16 protein-coding genes and 1 pseudogene are annotated in these 17,689 nt (G+C 66.0%); 5 read left to right on the forward strand and 12 right to left on the reverse strand.

All coding sequences use genetic code 11. From position 1 onward, the window contains the following. Positions 1-83: 83 nt before the first annotated feature. Together M2319_RS02340 and M2319_RS02345 are read right to left on the reverse strand one after the other, a co-directional pair. A complete protein-coding gene (locus M2319_RS02340) occupies positions 84-845 on the reverse strand; it encodes a sulfite exporter TauE/SafE family protein (RefSeq protein ID WP_264599817.1) in 762 nt (253 codons plus the stop codon). Further along, positions 842-1,084: a hypothetical protein gene (locus M2319_RS02345; RefSeq protein ID WP_264599818.1), complete on the reverse strand. Its 243-nt coding sequence runs from the start codon at positions 1,082-1,084 to the stop codon at positions 842-844. The genes M2319_RS02340 and M2319_RS02345 overlap by 4 nt, the downstream gene beginning before the upstream one ends. Between M2319_RS02345 and M2319_RS02350 the strand changes: the two genes are divergently transcribed. Together M2319_RS02350 and M2319_RS02355 are read left to right on the forward strand one after the other, a co-directional pair. Next, positions 1,083-2,987: a propionyl-CoA synthetase gene (locus tag M2319_RS02350; RefSeq protein WP_264599819.1), complete on the forward strand. Its 1,905-nt coding sequence runs from the start codon at positions 1,083-1,085 to the stop codon at positions 2,985-2,987. The genes M2319_RS02345 and M2319_RS02350 overlap by 2 nt on opposite strands. A 327-nt stretch (positions 2,988-3,314) precedes the next feature. Next, positions 3,315-4,106: an SDR family NAD(P)-dependent oxidoreductase gene (locus tag M2319_RS02355; RefSeq protein ID WP_264599820.1), complete on the forward strand. Its 792-nt coding sequence runs from the start codon at positions 3,315-3,317 to the stop codon at positions 4,104-4,106. Positions 4,107-4,587: 481 nt separating this feature from the next. Here M2319_RS02355 and M2319_RS02360 read toward each other — a convergent pair. From M2319_RS02360 to M2319_RS02370, 3 genes and pseudogenes are all read right to left on the reverse strand, one after another. Beyond that, positions 4,588-5,313, reverse strand: a pseudogene (locus tag M2319_RS02360) (DUF1013 domain-containing protein); the annotation flags it as partial. A gap of 162 nt (positions 5,314-5,475) precedes the next feature. Continuing rightward, positions 5,476-6,723: a GNAT family N-acetyltransferase gene (locus tag M2319_RS02365; protein ID WP_264599821.1), complete on the reverse strand. Its 1,248-nt coding sequence runs from the start codon at positions 6,721-6,723 to the stop codon at positions 5,476-5,478. A 171-nt stretch (positions 6,724-6,894) separates the two neighbouring features. Next, entirely contained in the window at positions 6,895-7,902 is a 1,008-nt protein-coding gene (locus tag M2319_RS02370) for an NAD(P)H-quinone oxidoreductase (protein ID WP_264599822.1), read from the reverse strand. A 168-nt stretch (positions 7,903-8,070) separates the two neighbouring features. Here M2319_RS02370 and M2319_RS02375 point away from each other — a divergent pair, with 168 nt between their 5' ends. Further along, on the forward strand, positions 8,071-8,265 hold the full coding sequence (locus M2319_RS02375; protein WP_264599823.1) for a DUF1192 domain-containing protein: 195 nt from the start codon (positions 8,071-8,073) through the stop codon (positions 8,263-8,265). A gap of 576 nt (positions 8,266-8,841) precedes the next feature. Continuing rightward, positions 8,842-9,384, forward strand: a complete 543-nt coding sequence (gene rcdA, locus M2319_RS02380; RefSeq protein ID WP_264599824.1) for a protease adaptor protein RcdA — start codon at positions 8,842-8,844, stop codon at positions 9,382-9,384. A gap of 93 nt (positions 9,385-9,477) precedes the next feature. On the opposite strand, the gene rpmE is transcribed toward rcdA, so the two are convergent. Then, the gene (rpmE, locus tag M2319_RS02385) at positions 9,478-9,693 is read right to left on the reverse strand and encodes a 50S ribosomal protein L31 (RefSeq protein WP_264599825.1); all 216 of its coding nucleotides are present in this window, start codon (positions 9,691-9,693) and stop codon (positions 9,478-9,480) included. A 316-nt stretch (positions 9,694-10,009) separates the two neighbouring features. Here rpmE and M2319_RS02390 point away from each other — a divergent pair, with 316 nt between their 5' ends. After that, the gene (locus M2319_RS02390) at positions 10,010-11,848 is read left to right on the forward strand and encodes an ABC transporter transmembrane domain-containing protein (RefSeq protein WP_264599826.1); all 1,839 of its coding nucleotides are present in this window, start codon (positions 10,010-10,012) and stop codon (positions 11,846-11,848) included. 88 nt (positions 11,849-11,936) lie between these two features. Here the strand turns inward: M2319_RS02390 and M2319_RS02395 are convergent, their stop codons facing one another. The 6 genes from M2319_RS02395 to efp form a co-directional block, all read right to left on the reverse strand. Further along, a complete protein-coding gene (locus tag M2319_RS02395; RefSeq protein ID WP_264599827.1) occupies positions 11,937-13,226 on the reverse strand; it encodes a hypothetical protein in 1,290 nt (429 codons plus the stop codon). A gap of 133 nt (positions 13,227-13,359) precedes the next feature. Continuing rightward, the gene (locus tag M2319_RS02400; protein WP_264599828.1) at positions 13,360-14,007 is read right to left on the reverse strand and encodes a CatB-related O-acetyltransferase; all 648 of its coding nucleotides are present in this window, start codon (positions 14,005-14,007) and stop codon (positions 13,360-13,362) included. A 104-nt stretch (positions 14,008-14,111) separates the two neighbouring features. After that, positions 14,112-15,140, reverse strand: a complete 1,029-nt coding sequence (locus M2319_RS02405; protein ID WP_264599829.1) for a peptidoglycan -binding protein — start codon at positions 15,138-15,140, stop codon at positions 14,112-14,114. 3 nt (positions 15,141-15,143) lie between these two features. Continuing rightward, a complete protein-coding gene (locus M2319_RS02410; RefSeq protein ID WP_264599830.1) occupies positions 15,144-16,142 on the reverse strand; it encodes a flagellar motor protein MotA in 999 nt (332 codons plus the stop codon). Between the two features lie 101 nt (positions 16,143-16,243). After that, the gene (locus M2319_RS02415; RefSeq protein ID WP_264599831.1) at positions 16,244-17,035 is read right to left on the reverse strand and encodes an inositol monophosphatase family protein; all 792 of its coding nucleotides are present in this window, start codon (positions 17,033-17,035) and stop codon (positions 16,244-16,246) included. Between the two features lie 39 nt (positions 17,036-17,074). Beyond that, positions 17,075-17,638, reverse strand: a complete 564-nt coding sequence (efp, locus tag M2319_RS02420) for an elongation factor P (protein WP_264599832.1) — start codon at positions 17,636-17,638, stop codon at positions 17,075-17,077. Between the last annotated feature and the right edge of the window lie 51 nt (positions 17,639-17,689).

Genomic DNA, 17,689 nt, shown 5'->3' on the forward strand with positions numbered 1-17,689 from the left:
TCATCGCCGCCGCCATGCCGGGCAGCGGCAGTCATTTTTTTGCAGTGACCTAAGACCAAATCGCGGCGGTCCGCAACTGCGCTTTACCGGAGGGCGAGTTCGGAAATGCCATCCCAGATCAGCTTGCAGGACACCAGGAACACCGCCGAATAGACGATGCGGTAGAACGGCTTCATGGGGATGCGCTTGACCAGCCAGACGCCGCTCATGACGCCGATGGGGGCGAGCGGCAGGAGTACGGCCGAGGTCGTCAGGTTCTGGGTCGAAAACTGGCCGAGGGCGAAATAGGGGACGAGCTTCACCGCGTTGACCGAGGCGAAAAAGATCGCCGAGGTGCCGGCAAACAGCACCGGCTCCAGCTTCAGCGGCAGGGCGTACATCTGGAACGGCGGGCCGCCGGCGTGGCTGACGAAGCTGGTGAAGCCGGCAACCGTCCCCCAGAAGCCGCCCTTGGCGATGTTGTGTTCGGCCGGTGCCCGCTCGCCCTTGCGCTTCAGGAGATAGTCGAGGGTGAACCACAGGCCGATGGTGCCGACGATGAGCCGGACATGGGCGGCGGTGATCATCGCCGCCGTCAGCCAACCGATGGTGACGCCGATGACGCCGGCCGGCACCAGGATGGCGATGGTCCTCTTGTCGAAGCGGCGCCGGTAGGCCGTCAGCGCCACGATGTCCATGGCAACGAGGATCGGCAGCATGATGCCGGCGGCTTGCAGCGGCGGGATGACAAGGGCCATCAGCGGGGTGCCGAGGAGGGCGAAGGAGCCGCCGAAACCGCCTTTCGACAGGCCGACGAGGAGCACGGCCGGCACCGCGGCCCAGTAGAACATCGGGTCTGAGATCATGGCCGCCACATCGACGTCAGATCGGGCTCCGCGTCAAGCATCTTGGCCGCGATGCCGGCGATCGGCCGCACGCCTGCGGTTGCCGGGATGCGCTTCCGTGCGTCCTTGGAAGCGGCTTCGGATCGTTTTCGGCCATAAGCGGCGTTGCTTAGTCGGAAAGTCGTAACATCGCCGACTTGCATTTGTCCGTTGAATTTGCCCAATTTGCCGGAAACCTGCAGTTGGGAGAAACGCGCCATGGCGAGCCGGTATAACGAGGTCTATGAGGGCTGGAAGAACGACCCGGACGGGTTCTGGGGGAACGCGGCCGAGGAGATCGACTGGTTCACGCCCTACGACAAGGTATTCGATGCCGACAGCGGCGCCTATGGCCGCTGGTTTCCCGGCGCCACCTGCAACACGTGCTACAACTGCCTCGACCGCCATGTGGAGCGCGGCCGGCCCGGCCAGGCGGCGCTGATCTACGATTCCCCGATTACCGGCCGGAAGGCCTCCTACACCTACGCCGAACTGCTCGACCGGGTGAAGGCGATGTCCGCCGTCCTCCTCGATAACGGCGTTCAGAAGGGCGACCGGGTCATCATCTACATGCCGATGATCCCCGAGGCAGTGATGGCGATGCTGGCCTGCGCCCGCATCGGCGCCGTCCATTCTGTGGTTTTCGGCGGCTTTGCCTCCAAGGAGCTGGCGACGCGCATCGACGACGCCAAGCCGACGGCGATCATCTCGGCGTCCTGCGGCATCGAGCCGGGCCGGGTCATCGCCTACAAGCCGCTGCTCGACGGTGCCATCGACCTGTCCACCCACAAGCCCGCCAAATGCTTCATCGTCCAGCGCGAGGAAGTGGAGGCGCGGCTCAACGGCGAGCGCGACGTCGACATGCTCGCCGCCATGGAGGCGGCGCAGTCCGCCGGCCGCGACGTGCCCTGCGTGCCCGTCGCCTCGACCGATCCGCTCTACATCCTCTACACCTCCGGCACCACCGGCCAGCCGAAAGGCGTCGTGCGCGACAATGGCGGCCACATGGTGGCGCTGAAATGGTCGATGAACGCGATCTACGGCATCGATCCGGGCGAGGTGTTCTGGGCCGCCTCCGACGTCGGCTGGGTGGTCGGCCATTCCTACATCGTCTATGCGCCGCTCCTGCACGGCTGCACGACCATCGTCTTCGAAGGCAAGCCGGTCGGCACGCCCGATGCGGGCGTGTTCTGGCGGGTGATCGCCGAGCACAATGTCGCCGCCCTCTTCACCGCGCCGACGGCGTTCCGCGCCATCAAGCGCGATGACCCGAAGGGACTGCTCATCAGCGACTACGACCTCGGCACGTTCCGGACCCTGTTCCTGGCCGGCGAGCGCGCCGATCCGGACACCATCCAGTGGGCCGAGGAGCACCTCAAGGTGCCGGTCATCGACCATTGGTGGCAGACGGAGACCGCCTGGGCGATCGCCGCCAACCCGGTCGGCCTCGGCATGCTGCCGGTGGTCTACGGCTCGCCGACGGTGGCGATGCCCGGCTACGACGTGCAGATCCTCGACGATGCCGGCCATCCGGTTGCGGCCGGCACGCTCGGCAACATCGTCGTCAAGCTGCCGCTGCCGCCGGCCTGCCTGCCGACGCTGTGGCAGAACGACGAGCGCTTCAAGGAGAGCTACCTCGCCGAATTCCCCGGCTACTACAAGACGGCCGACGCCGGCTACATGGACGAGAACGGCTATCTGTTCATCATGGCCCGCACCGACGACATCATCAACGTCGCCGGCCACCGGCTCTCCACCGGCGGCATGGAAGAGGTGCTGGCGAGCCATCCGGACGTCGCCGAATGCGCCGTCATCGGCATTCACGACCAGCTCAAGGGCCAGGCGCCTTGCGGCTTCGTCGTGTTGAAGTCGGGCGTCGACCGGGAGCACGAGGAGATCGAGAAGGAACTGGTCGGGCTGGTGCGCGAGAAGATCGGCCCCGTCGCCGCCTTCAAGATCGCGGTCACCGTCGACCGGCTGCCGAAGACGCGGTCGGGCAAGATCCTGCGCGGCACCATGCGCCAGATCGCCGACGGCGAGGAATACCGGATGCCCGCGACTATCGACGATCCGGCGATCCTCGATGAAATCATGGAAGCGCTGAAGGAGCATGGCGTCGGCTGATCCGACGCCGGCCATTGCCGCCGATTTTACGAAAGGGCGTCGTCCAAATGGCCGGCGCCCTTTTCTTTTGCCGTTTCGCCGGGCGCTTGCCTGGTCGCCGGCACGAGTTGGGCCCATTCGCCCGATTTGGCGCGGCGTTTTGACAGGGTCTAATTTGGTTTTCCTGCTGCGCCCGTGCGCCGGATGTCGGCGCTCGCCGTGTCGGGCGGCGCGGGTGCTGTCATGGCCCGGGCGGCAAAGTCGGGGAAAACACGTCCTGCCCCCTGTTCCAACCGACAGCGGGCTGCTCTAGAGTGCCGCCGACTAAAGGACCATGCGGAGGCTGATATGGGGCTTGAAGGAAAATCCGCGATCGTTACCGGCGCCGCCCGCGGCATCGGCTATGCGATCGCCCGGCGGTTCGCCAATGACGGTGCCAAGGTGGTACTGGCGGACGTCGACGAGAAGCGCGGCCAGGAGGCCGCGGAAAGCCTTGCCGATGTCGGCACGGTCAGCTTCGTCCATTGCGATGTCGGCGAAAAGCTCGACGTGCGGAACCTCGTTGCCGCGACGCTGGAACAGCACGGCGAGATCGACGTCCTCGTCAACAATGCGGGCATCATCCATGGCTGCCCGTTCCTGGACCTGGAGGAGGCCGACTTCGACCGGGTCCTTCGGATCAATCTGAAGGGCATGTTCCTCGTCAGCCAGGCGGTGGCGCGGTACATGGTGGAGCGGGTGGAGGCCGGCGGCGAGCCCGGCGCCATCGTCAACATGTCGTCGATCAACGCGGTCTTTGCGATCCCGGACAACGTGCCCTATTCGGTCTCCAAGGGCGGGGTCAACCAGCTCACCAAGGTGATGGCGCTGTCGCTGGCGCCCCACGGCATCCGGGTCAACGCGATCGGCCCCGGCTCGATCATGACCGACATGCTGTCGACCATCACCACCGACGAGGCGGCCCGCAAGAAGGTGCTGTCGCGCACCCCGATGGGCCGCATCGGCGAGCCGCACGAGATCGCCGCCATCGCCGCGTTCCTTGCCTCCTCGGAGGCGAGCTACATGACCGGCCAGACGGTTTATGCCGACGGCGGCCGCCTGCCGCTCAACTACACCGTCGCGGTGCCGGACGAGAGCTGAGCCTCGCAAGGTCTGCTGAAAGGCTGTTTCTGGATTGCCGCGTCGGCCTGCCCAGGCTCGCGTCACGCGCCGCTCCCCGTCCTTCGGACCCTCGCAATGACGTTGAAATGTTTATTGAATTTCAACTCGCCGTCATTGCGAGCGGAGCGAAGCAATCCAGCGCAGCATGGCAGCAGCGCTGGTCTAAAGGGAAAGTCCTGTTGGCCAAGCCGGATGTCTTTCCCGCCTTGTCATTCCGACGAGCGCTGCCGGGAGCGGTTCCCAACAAAAAACGGCGCTGCCCGCGGGTAGCGCCGTTTTCGATTCTGCTGCGGACTTTGGAGGATCGAGCCTATTCGGGCTTCCGGTCCTCGCCGCTCTCCTCGCTGGGGCTCTCTTCGCCCGAACCCGCCTCTTCTTCGGCGCTGTCTTCGCTCGCCTCGCTGGAGGTCTCTTCCTCGCCGGAGGTTTCTTCCTCGCCGGTCGTGTCTTCCTCGTCAGGCTCCTCGTCCTCGTCTTTGCTGGAGCCCTTCAGGCTCGTCAGCTTGGCGAAGACCTGGGCCGGATCGTATTCCTCTTCCTCAGGCTCCGGCTCCGACGGGGTGCCGGTGTTGCTGAAGACGTCGGCGTCGCGGACCGGCGGTGCGGTCGTCTCCTCGACGGAGAGCAGCGTTGAGCCGGCTTCTTCCACGGGCGGGCGCGGGGCGTTCTTGGCGGCCTTTTCCACTTCCAGGTCGAGCTCGATCTGCGAGCACAGGCCCAGCGTCACCGGGTCCATCGGCGACAGATTCGCCGCGTTCCAGTGGGTGCGATCGCGAATCGCCTGGATGGTCGGCTTGGTGGTGCCGACAAGGCGCATGATCTGGCTGTCCTTCAGCTCCGGATGGTTGCGCACCAGCCAGAGGATGGCGTTCGGCCGGTCCTGGCGGCGCGACACCGGCGTGTAGCGCGGGCCGCGGCGGCGGGCCTCCGGCACCCGCACCTTGCGCTCGGCGAGCTTCAGGTGGTGCTTCGGGTCGGCCTCGGCCTTGTCGATTTCCTCGCGGGTCAACTGGCCGGTCAGAAGCGGATCGAGCCCCTTGATTCCCTGCGCGGCCTCGCCGTCGGCGATGGCCTTCACCTCGAGCGGATGCAGCTTGCAGAACGCGGCGATCTGCTCGAAGCTCAGCGCGGTGTTGTCGACAAGCCAAACGGCGGTCGCCTTTGGCATCAACGGCGTCGACGTCATTTCAAATGCTCCTCCTCCGTGCTTTGCCGGGCTGCCGGCAAAGGCCCATATCGTCAAATTGACGGGGAATGGCCGCGAATATAGGTCGTAACGCCCCGGCGTGCAATCGCCGGGATGGATTATCCGGGAAAGAGCGGAGTTTTGGCGCGGCGCCGGGCCGGGTCAGGTCCGGGGCGATGTCCGCCGTTCGGCCACGTGGCGGCGCAGGCGGCGGTAGAAGCCGGCAAGCCGCGGATTCGCCTTGACGGTGCGCTTGGCGATCTCGGTGGCGGCGGCGCCAAGGCCGGCAGTGATGCCGGACGGGCCGATGATCTCGTAGCGGTAGGAGAGGGGGCGGGCGTCGTCGCACCAGCGCTCCTTCAGGCCGTTGTCGCCGACGCCGAAATCGACGGTGCGGTAACGGCCGCCCTCGCACAGCGCCTGCAGGTATTTTTCGAAGGCAACGAAGCCGGGGGCACCGCGGCGCAGCTCGGCATCGTCGCTGATCGCCGTGACGAGGCCGAACACCGTCTCCCCGAAGCCGACGCTGAAGATGGTCGCGGCGACCCGCTCGCCGACATGGAGCGTGCCGAGGATGGGCTCGGTGCCGGCGCCCACGGTCGCCAGCCGCTCGAAGAAGGCGACGACCGCCGGGTCGCCGTAGCGGTCGGGGATGCCGGCGGCGCGGAACTGGAGGGATTTCTGGCGCAGGAGATCGCCGAGGGCGGCAGCACATGCGGCCGGGTCAGTCGTCACCTCGAAGCGCACCGGCGCGATACGGGAAAGCCGTGCGGCGCTGCGGCGGTCCTCGGCCCGGTGGCGGGACTTGCGGTGCGCGGGATCGAACACCTCCCAAGGCGCCAGGTGACAGAGCTGGACCGGGTCGGGCAGCGAGCCGGCAAAGGCGAGCCCGCGCCGGGCGATCGTCGTCTCGGCCATCAGCGCGGCCTCGCCGAGGCAGGGCTCCAGGATGACCCCGGCGGAAAGGCGCCCGGCGATGACGCGCCGGGCATCCGCGATCAGCCGCGCGCCGTCCGGTCGCGATAGCAGCTCCGGGGCATAGAGCCCGCCGCACTCGGCCGCATGGATGCCGCCGATGGGAAAGGCGATGCGCGAGAGACCGTCTCGCTTGATCGCAAAGGTGTTGAGGAGGACCGGCACGCCGTCGAGATAGCCGACGAAGACTTCGATGTCCTCGCCATGGGCAGGACCGGCCGTTGCCGCCCAGGCCCGCGCCCAGGCATGGGACTGGAACAGGCCGGCGCCAGCGTTCCGCTCCAGGGCCTGCCAGGGCCGCGCCGCCGCCTCGATCGTCTCGAAGGCATCGATGCGCAGGCCGCTGCCGGCCGCAAGCTCCGCCGCCGCCGGTCGCGCCTTGCGCTCCGGTGCCGCCGTTCCGGCAATCTCTGGCGATACGATCGAGCGCTGCAAGACGCCTGGCTCCGTTCCCCGATATCCGCGCGCCGCCGGCGCGGATCTGTTGGGGGCGAGTGTCGCCGGCAGCTCTTTATTTTTGCTGAAACGGTGCGGCCCCGGCCGCCCTTTGCGGCGGCGCGAGGCGATTGCGGTTAACGGAGCGTAAACGAGCCTCAGACGCCGATGTCAGCTTGCGGTGGTCAGCACGATCTTGCCGATATGGCCACTCGACTCCATGCGCTCATGGGCCTTTGCGGCGTCCTTCAGATCGAAGGTGGAATCCATCACCGGCCTGATCGCGCCGCTGGCGATCAGCGGCCAGACCTTTTCCTCAAGGGCCTTGGCGATCGCCGCCTTGAACGGTACCTCGCGGGCGCGCAGCGTCGATCCGGTATGGGTCAGCCGCTTCATCATCAGCCGGCGGAAATCGACGTCGGCGGTCGGACCGTTGAGGAAGGCGATCTGGACGATACGGCCTTCGACGGCGGCGGCCTTGTAGTTGCGCTCGATATAGTCGCCGCCGACCATGTCGAGGATGACGTCGGCGCCGTGGCCGTCGGTGGCTGCCTTGACGGCCTCCACATAGTCAGTGGTCTGGTAGTTGATTGCCTCGTCGGCGCCGAGCTTTTTGCAGGCGGCGCATTTGTCGTCGGAGCCGGCGGTGGCGATCACCCTGGCGCCAAACGCCTTTGCCATCTGGATCGCCGTGGTGCCGATGCCGGAGGTGCCGCCATGGACGAGGAACACCTCGCCCTCGGTGAGCCGGCCACGGTCGAAGACGTTGGACCAGACGGTGAAAAAGGTCTCCGGCAGGGCGGCGGCCTCGACCATGGAAAGGCCGTCGGGGACGGGCAGCGCGGTCGCCTCGTTGACGGCGCAATATTCCGCATAGCCGCCGCCCGGCACCAGCGCCGTCACTTCGTCGCCGACCTTCCAGCGCGTGACGTTGCGGCCGACCGCGGCGACGGTGCCGGCGATCTCCAGGCCCGGAATGTCGGAGGCACCCTTCGGAGGCGGATAGAGGCCCTGGCGCTGCAGCACGTCCGGCCGGTTGATGCCGGCGGCGGACACCTTGACGAGGATCTCGTGCTCATAGGCATGCGGCACCTGCCGCTGCCCGGGGACCAGCGCCTCGGGCCCGCCGGGGGTGTCGATAACGATGGCGGTCATGGTCTCGGGGATCGTGTCGGTCATGGGCGGGCATCCTCCGGCGTTCGGGTCGATTTCCTTCGATGTATCCTTTCGCCCCGGGCGTGACAACGCAGGCGCGCGCCGCTGTCTCGCCTGCGGTCGATCGCCGACGCTGACAAAGCGTGCCATCGGGCCTATTTTGGGACAGGACATCCGGCAAGGAGGCACGCCATGTTTTTCGACGACGAGGGCCCGGCGAAGGCGCCGAGGGCCGGCCACCGGGTCGGCGAGGACATCTCGACGCTGTCGGTGGCCGAGCTGACCGAGCGGATCGGCGAGCTGGAAGCGGAAATCGGGCGCCTGAAAGATGCCATCCTTGCCCGCGAGGCGACCCGGTCGGCGGCTGACAGCGTCTTCAAGAGCTGAAGCAACGTTGCCGCCGGGACTTCGTTCGGCCGCAAGCGCCGGGACGATCGCTGTGCCGATTCGGGACTGATTCGGTTTTTGCTGTCCGCGCGACCATGATCTGCGATAATTTTTCAGGAAAGATACGACTGGTGTTTTTCCGGAACCAATTGATACGTATTTAATACTTGAAAACATGCGTTTTCCCCGTTTATCCGATGTTTTCTATGTGTATTTACCGGGTTTCGGGTTGTGGAGACGGCTCTATAATTTAATATTGTCTTTAAGCTTGGTTGGGGTTTTTCCGGTCTATTAACCACCTATTAAGCTTTCTCGGTGTTTACTAAGTATGTCCAGTCATCTGGATTGCGAGTGGCTCCTGTCCACTCTGTTTGACGCCTCCCTGTTAACTTCCTGAGAGCCGCCGCGAGCGGCTCTTTTTTTACCTTTTTTGATCGGTATAGTATCGCCGGTTGGGTAAGGATGGCGGTCTGGCACGGTCGTTGCTCGTTGGGGTGTGATCGTCCCGGTCCGGGACACGCGGTCGATGGCGGCACGATGTGCCGTTTGCCGAACGAGTTAAGGGTAGCGAGTGCCATGAAAGACAAGAATTCGACGAATGACCCCGGCTATGCCGAACCGGTCCCGTTCGCGGAGCGACTGGCGAACTCGGAGAATTTCCTTTCGCTGTTCCGCGAGGGCATGGCGCTGGTAGAGGAATCTGCTGCCTATCTGGACAGCGAGGGCCGCGAGGAATCGAAATCGCTCGACCGCGCCTCCTCGCTCACCTACGCCACCGAATCCATGCGCCTGACGACGCGGCTGATGCAGCTTGCCTCCTGGCTGTTGCTGCAGCGGGCCGTCAATGAGGGCGAGATGACGCACGAGCAGGCCGGCGAGGAAAAGTCGAAGGTGCGCCTCGACAGCCTGTCCTCGCCCTGCACGGGCCCGGGGTGGGAAATGCTGCCGATGCGGCTGAAGGACCTGATCGCCCGCTCGGTCCGCCTGCAGGAGCGCATCCGCATCCTCGATGCGGCGATCTACCGGAAGACGCCCGCTGCGCCCCAGGAGGCGACCAGCAATCCCGTCGCCGCCCAGCTCAGCCAGCTCGCCAACGCGTTCCGGCCGGCCGGCGACTGAGCCGCGGCCAATCCCGGCACCAACGAAAAACCCCGGCCGCGCGGCGACCGGGGTTTTTGTTTGTCCGTCCGGACAGACCGGAGGCGGCAGGGCTTAGCCGAGGAAGCCCTTGTACTTGTTCTTGAAGCGCGACAGGCGGCCGCCGCGGTCGATCAGGTGCTGCTGACCGCCGGTCCAGGCCGGATGGGTGGTCGGATCGATGTCGAGGCGCAGCTCGCTGCCCTCGCAGCAGGAGCGGGTCTCGAACTCGGTGCCGTCCGTCATCACCACTTTCACGGTGTGGTAGTCGGGGTGGATGTCCTTCTTCATCGGACGGGTCCTTTCGTCAAAAAGCAGGTCGTCTCGCTCGCGGCGGCCTCGTGCCGGGTATCGCGCGGCGGGCCGTTGAAGCACAAAAGCACGGCCGCGAACCGGAATAGCCCGCAGCCGATGCGAAATCGAGGCTGGATATAGCCGAAGCGGGACCGTGAAACAAGGGGCGGGACGTGCTTATGCGGATTGTCGGACCGCGGCGTTTCGGGCAAGGCCTGCCGGGAGTGCGGCCCCGAGCAAGGGATCCGATCATATTCATGGGATTGTCAGCAAGGCCCTGAGACGCTAAGCCAACGGAAAAAGAGGACACGCTTTGGCACGCAGAAGACATTCCGCCGCCCGCCAGGACACCGACAACGGGCGCAAGAGCCGCTCGCTGCGCCCGCTGGCGACCCTCATTCCGTTCATGATGCGCTATCGCGGCCATCTGCTTGCCGCGCTGGTGGCGCTGCTTGCCGCGACCGTGGCGACGCTGATCGTGCCGCTGGCCGTCCGGCGGATGATCGACCACGGCTTTTCCGGCGCCGAGACCAACCTCATCGACAAGTATTTCGCGATGCTGGTGGTGGTCGCGGCTGCCCTGGCGATCGCCAGCGCCTGCCGCTACTACTACGTGACCTGGCTCGGCGAGCGGGTGGTGGCGGATCTGCGCGCGGCCGTCTTTGCCCATATCACGCGGCTGTCGCCGGCCTTCTTCGACACCGCCAAGTCGGGCGAGGTGGTCTCGCGGCTGACGGCTGACACCACCCAGATCAAGGCGACCGTCGGCGCCACGGCGTCGCAGGCGCTGCGCAATTTCCTCCTCTTCGTCGGCGCCATGATCATGATGGTGGTCACCAGCCCGCGGCTTTCCGGCATGGTGCTTTTGGCCATTCCCTTCGTCGTCGTGCCGATGATCGTGTTCGGGCGCCAGGTGCGGCGCAAGTCGCGCTTTGCCCAGGACACGCTGGCCGATGCGTCAGCCTATGCCTCCGAGGCGATCGGCGCGGTGCGCACCCTGCAGGCCTTCACCAACGAGGAGTTCGCCTCCAACCGGTTCAGCGCCGCCGTGGAGCGCGCGTTCCAGGCGGCACGGGCCTCGACCAAGGCGCGCGCGGTTCTCACCGCCATCGCCATCTTCATCGTCTTTGCCAGCATCGTGTGCGTTCTTTGGATCGGCGCGACCGACGTTCTGGCCGGGCGGCTCACCGGAGGCTCGCTCAGCCAGTTCGTGCTCTATTCGGTGATCGCGGCGGCCTCGCTCGGCGAGCTCAGCCAGGTCTGGGGCGAGATCGCGCTCGCCTCGGGCGCCGCGGAGCGTTTGTCGGAACTCCTCAACACCCGCAGCGCCATCCGCACGCCGGATGATCCCAAGCCCCTGCCGGAGCCGGTGCGCGGCGAGGTTTCCTTCGAGGCGGTCAGCTTTGCCTATCCCGGCGTGCCGCAGGCGGGCGTCCTTTCCGGCATCACGACGACCATCCAGCCGGGCGAGACGGTGGCCCTCGTCGGCCCGTCCGGCGCCGGCAAGTCGACGCTGTTCCACCTGATCCTGCGCTTTTACGACCCGACCGCGGGCACGCTCAGGCTCGACGGCGTCGACCTGCGCCATGTCGACCTCGATGCGTTGCGCAAGCGCATGGCGCTCGTCCCCCAGGATACGGTCGTCTTCGGTGCGAGCATCGCGGAGAACATCCGCTACGGTCGGCCCGAGGCGAGCCTCGACGAGATCAAGGCCGCCGCCCGCGCCGCCCATGCCGAGGAGTTCGTGCTGTCGCTGGAAAACGGCTACGACACGCTGGTCGGCGAGCGCGGTGTGACGCTGTCCGGCGGTCAGCGCCAGCGTATCGCCATCGCCCGCGCCGTCCTCAACGACGCGCCGGTGCTGCTCCTCGACGAGGCGACCTCCGCGCTCGATGCGGAGAGCGAGGTGCAGGTGCAGGAAGCGCTTGAGACCTTGATGCAGGACCGCACGACGCTGGTCATCGCCCACCGGCTGGCGACCGTGCTGAAGGCCGACCGCATCCTCGTCCTCGACAAGGGCGTGATCGTGGAAGAGGGCGACCACCAGAGCCTCGTCGAAAAGGGCGGGCTCTATGCCCGGCTCGCCAAGCTGCAGTTCGAGACGGGCGCTGCGGCGCTGAACGGCAATGGCGACGTCAAGGCGGCGGAATAGGCGCGCCTAAAGCATGTTGCGTTTTTTCTGAAACACGCAACATGCTTTAGGTCTTTGTTTTGACGCGATTTCTTATCCAAAAAGTCTATCAACTTTTTGGGAAAGCGTCTGAGGCCGCGCGCCGCCCGGTTTCGTTTTCCGATCTTTCCTGTAACGGCGGCCTTTCCGGGCCGCCGTTCGTTTTTCGGCTGTCTTTTTCCGGCGCGCCGACGATCTTCTTGCGGATCCAGGCGGCAAAGCCGGAGAGGAGGCCGCCGATAAAGCCGAGGGCAGTGAAAGCGCCGCCGAAGCCGATCACCGCCTCGTAGATGGACTTCATCTTGCCGGTGGTCGCATCGACCGCGCCGAGCGTCGTGCCGATCCGCGTGACGAGGTCGACATGGACGGTGATGGCGCGGGGGAAGGACTCCACGGGAATTTCGATCGTCTCCTCGCCGACAGCGATGCGCTGGCGGACGGTGAGGGTCAGCGTGCGGGCGCCTGTGGCGCCGGGCGTTACCTTCCAGGAAATGACGTCGGAGCGGCCGAGCGGCACGGTCACCCAGGTAACGGCCTCGGGCTCGACGGCGAAGCCGCTTCCCGAAAGGGCCGCCCCCACATCCGGGGCCGCGGCGACGTCGGCCGACAAGGCCTCCGGCTCCGGCGTTGCCGCGCGAAAGGTTCCGCCGGCGGCAATGCCTTCCGCGCCCCTCCCGATCGTCAGGTGGGCGTCATAGGTCTCGCCAATCCACATCTCGGAGAGAATCTCCAGCGTGATCCTTGCCGGGCGCTCGGCCCGCTTTGCCGCATCGGCGATGAGGGCGTCGCGGTCGCCGATGGCGGCGACGCGCTGCGGCAGCGGCTCGCCTTCCGCAGCCTCCAGGCGCTCGCGCTGCTCGCGCATCGTCGCGATCTTTGCCTCGGAGGCGGCGCGTTTTTCCTGAAGGGCCTGTTCGCGGCTCCGGTAGAGCCGTCGCCGGGCGAGCATTTCGGAATTGCCGGCATAGACCCGGGGCCGTTGCGGCGGCGTCCGCCAGCTGCGATTGCCGCTGCTGCGGGTCTGGCCGTGGTAGCTGCGCATGACGCGCTTGGAAATCGTGTCGAGGTCTTCGGTGATGCCCTCAAGCTGCTCGGTCAGCCGCGCCAGTTCTTTTTCGGCAACGATCTGCTCCTCGCCGATGGTCTGTTCTGCGGCGGCAATCTGCGCATTAGCGGCGACATCGAGGGCTTTGGCGAGGGTCGCGGCATCGGGGACCGGAACCTCGACCGGCGTCGCGGCCCGCTCCCCGGGCGGTGCCGGTGCGCCGCCGATGCCGGCGGCATAGGCCGCAAGGAGACAAAGCGCGCCGGCAAGGACGGCGACGGCAAAGCCGGTGAGAAAGACGCGGCCAGCGGACACGGGTCTTCTGTCCCTTGCGGTTGCTCCTTTCGCGATCGCTCCTTCGCGTTGACGGGCGGGTGGGCCCGCCAACACATGGTTGTCGATCTGTCGAAATTCCGCAATCCCGTAAGGGAGTCACGTTTTGGTGCGTTCAAAGGGACCGGTGCACGGCCTTCAGGCGCTCCATGTCGGCGGTCTCAAGGGCTTCCAGGTTTTCCTCGATCAGCTCCAGTGGCCAGTCCCACCAGCGGATTTCCAGGAGATCGGCGATCACCTCGTCGGAAAAGCGCTTGCGGATGACGGCCGCCGGATTGCCGCCGACGATGGTGTAGGGGGCGACGTCGCGGGTGATGACGGCGCGTGCGGCGATGATGGCGCCGTCGCCGATGGTCACCCCCGGCATCACCATCGCCTCATGGCCGAACCAGACGTCGTTGCCGACGACCGTGTCCTTGACCGGCAATTCGGTGTAGTCGCGCACGGTGTCCAGATTGAACAGCCGGAACGGATAGGCCGTGACGCCGCCCATCGGATGGTTCGCCGAACTGGTGATGAACTGCGTGCCGTGGGCGATCTGGGCGAACTTGCCGATGATGAGCTTTTCCCGGCTGTGGGGAAACAGATAGGGAGCAATCGCGGAAGCGATGCTCTCCGGCCGATTGAAGGAGCTGTAGTAGGAGTAGTCGCCGGCCTCGATCTGCGGGATATCGATGGCGTTCTTCAGGTAGACGACCTCTTCCAGGACCGTTCCGTCCGGCATGGTGACGGGGTTGCGCGCGTCCTTGTTCAAAAACGGCATGATCGAACCTTTTCGCTTCGACGGGAGGGGGCCTGCGGGGCAGGCGGGCTGACGAGGTCGAAAGGTCCTATCTGATCATCGGTGCGCGCTCCTGTCGGAAAAGGCTATCTCTGTGTGAGCTTCAGCTCGATGCGGCGGTTCTTGGCGTAGGCCTCGTCCGTTTCGCCGTCTTCCAGCGGCTGGAACTCGCCGAAGCCGGCGGCGACCAGGCGTTTTGCCGGCACGCCCTTGGAGATCAGGTATTTGACGACCGAGATGGCGCGAGCGGCGGACAGCTCCCAGTTGGACGGGAAGCGCGGCGACGATATCGGCCGCTTGTCGGTGTGGCCGTCGACGCGCAGCACCCAGTCGATCTCCGGCGGGATCTGGGCCCCGAGCTCGTTGATCGCCTCGGCGAGCTTGTCGAGCTCTTCCTCGCCTTCCGGATTGACGGCGTCGTTGCCGGCGGAGAACAGCACTTCGGACTGGAACACGAAGCGGTCGCCGACGACGCGGATGTCGGAGCGCTTGGAGAGGATCTCGCGCAGGCGGCCGAAGAAGTCGGAGCGGTAGCGGGCGAGTTCCTGGACCCTTTGGGCGAGCGCCACATTGAGCCGCTTGCCGAGGTCGGCGATCTTGGCCTGGGCCTCGCGGTCCTTGTCCTTGGAGGCATCGAGGGCGGATTCCAGCGCGGCGATCTGTTTCCTCAGCGCCGCAATCTGGCGGTTGAGGAGTTCGACCTGGGCCAGCGCCCGCTGGCTGATGCGCTCCTTCTCGTCGAGCGTGTTCTGCAGGCTGGAAAGCTGGCCGCCGGCGCTCTCGGCCGCGCCGGTCTGGGCGTCGAGCAGGCCCTGCAGCCGCGCCTGCTCCTCTTCGGCGTCGGAAAGGTTGGATTCAAAGACGGCAAGGGTCTCGGTCAGGCTGTTGTTTTCCGCCGATGTCAGCGCCAGCGCTTCCTTCAGGGCGGCGATCTCCGCGTTCAGCCGGTTGAGCACGGCGTCGCGGCCGGTGATCTCCTGGCTGAGGAAGAACTGGGCCAGCATGAACACGGACAGCATGAAGATGATGACGAGCAGCAGCGTCGCCATCGCATCGACGAAACCGGGCCAGTAGTCGGCCCGCGCCTCGCGCCGTCTGGTCCGGGCGAGCGCCATCGATCAGTCCTTCGCCTTCTTGAAGGCCGTGTTGAGGGTCTCCAGCAGTTCGCGGATGTGCTGCTGCTGGTCGCCCTGGTTCTTGGCCCATTCCTGCATGGTCTTCTGTTCCGACCTCAAATGCTGGACGAGGCCCTGGATGCCCTCGGCGAGATTGGCCATGGCGTGGGAGGCGGTGCGGTTGGAGCCGCCCTCCTGCATTGATCTGGCCATGCGTTCCATGGCGATCCGGAGGTCTTCCGCCGTCGTCCCGCTGGGCCCGCGCTGTTCGGCGATCTCCTCCGGCGTCAGGTCGGTGACCGTCGACAGCCAGTCTTCAAGGTCGTTGTAGAAGCGGTTCTGGGCCTGGCCGGCCTGCAGGTCGAGGAAGCCGAGCACCAGGGAGCCGGCAAGACCGAACAGCGACGAGGAGAACGCCGTTCCCATGCCGGTCAGCGGCGCCTCGAGCCCGGCCTTCAGGTCCTCGAAGATGACGTTGGAATCGCCGGAGGCGACGTCCAGCGAGTTGATCGTGGCGCCGACCGAGGAGACGGTCTGCAACAGGCCCCAGAAAGTGCCGAGAAGGCCGAGGAAGACGAGGAGGCCCGTCAGGTAGCGCGAGATGTCGCGCGATTCGTCGAGGCGCATGCCGATCGAATCGAGGATCGAGCGCATGGTGTGGGTCGAGATCGCCATCTCGCCGATGCGGTCGCCGAGCAGGGTCGACATCGGGGCGAGCAGCACGGGCGGGCGGCGAACCTCGATGCCGGGCTCGCCGAGGCGGAACGAATTGACCCAGGCGACCTCCGGAAAGAGCCGGATAACCTGCCGGAATGTCAGGAAAATACCGATCAGGCCGACGCCGAGGATGAGGCCGTTGAGGCCCGGATTGCTCATGAACGCGGTGACGATCTGGCGGTAGAGGATCAGCGCCACGAAGGCGAAGATGACCAGGAAGATGATCATCCGCCACAGGAAGACCTGGGGGCTGGAAAGCCGGTAGGGATCGAGATCCTTTGCCATATTCGCTCCACTGGCCCGGGAAGGACGAGGTCAGTGATAGCGCGTTTTACCCGCAGCAAAAACCGCTAATCGGAACCGTTTTTTAACCCTGGCGCCAGGGATTAGCCGCTCGCCTTTTTCAGCAACGCCATGAGGCGGCGGTGGATGTCCTCGTTGCCGGCGCAGATGTTGCCGGCCTCCAGCATGCGGTCGCGGCCGTCCAAGTCGGTGACGAATCCGCCGGCCTCGCGGAGGAGAACGATGCCCGCGGCGATGTCCCAGGGCGACAGGGCCCGCTCCCAGAAGCCGTCGAAGCGGCCGGCGGCGGTCCAGGCAAGGTCGAGGGCGGCCGAGCCGCAGCGGCGCACGCCCGCGGTCTCGCCCATGACCGTGGCAAGCTCTTTCAGGAACTTGCCATGGTCGCCATAGCCGAAGCGGGGCATGCCGGTGCCGATGATGCAGTCGGCGAGGTCGTGGCGGGTGGCGACCCGGAGGCGGCGGTCGTTGAGGAAGGCGCCGGAGCCGCGCTCAGCCGTGTAGAGCTCGTCGCTCACCGGATTGTAGATGACGCCGGCGACCAGCGTTCCCTGGCGCTCCAGGGCGACGGAGATGGAAAAGATCGGCAGGCCGTGCAGGAAGTTGGTGGTGCCGTCCAGCGGATCGACGATCCAGCGGTTGTCGCCGTCGCCTTCGGTCGTGCCGGACTCCTCCATCAGGAAGCCGTAGCCGGGGCGCGCCTTCTGCAGCTCGTTGAAGAGGATCTCCTCCGACTTGCGGTCGGCGGCGGAGACGAAGTCGGCCGGTCCCTTCCGCGAGACCTGGAGGTTTTCCACCTCGCCGAAATCGCGGGCGAGCCTGCGGCCGGCCTTCATGACGGCCTGAACCATGACGTTCAAGAGGGCTGAACGCGCCATAATACAATCTCTTTTTTCGTTGGCGGTGTCGCCGCCGCGTCAGTCGGCGCGGCGGACGTATTCCAGTTCGTTGGTGTCGACGACGATTTTCTCGCCGGCCGAGACGAAGGGCGGGACCATGACCCGGACGCCGTTTTCCAGCACCGCCGGCTTGTAGGAGGAGGACTGGGTCTGGCCCTTGACGACGGCGTCGGCCTCGGTGACTTCGAGCGTGACCTGGCCGGGCAGGGTGATGCCGATCGGCCGGCCCTCGTGCATTTCCAGGGTGACGGTCATGCCGTCCTGCAGGAAGGCGGCGCGGTCGCCGACGAAGTCGGTCTGCAGCTCGATCTGCTCATAGGTGTCGGTGTCCATGAACACCAGCATCTCGCCCTCGGCATAGAGGAACTGGAAGTCCTTCTGTTCCAGGCGGACGCGTTCGATGGTGTCGGCGGAGCGGAAACGCTCGTTGAGCTTGCGGCCGTCGAGGAGGTTCTTCAGTTCCACCTGGGCGAAGGCGCCGCCCTTGCCGGGCTTGACGTGCTGGGTCTTGACGGCGACCCAGAGCGTGTCCTGGTGCATGATCACGTTGCCGGGGCGGATTTCGTTGCCGTTGATCTTCATGTCGGTCGGTTCCGGGTGCGGGGGCTCTTCGGCGGGGCGAAGGCCGGTCGT

The sequence above is a fragment of the Rhodobium gokarnense genome (genome assembly GCF_025961475.1).
Lineage (GTDB): Bacteria > Pseudomonadota > Alphaproteobacteria > Rhizobiales > Rhodobiaceae > Rhodobium > Rhodobium gokarnense.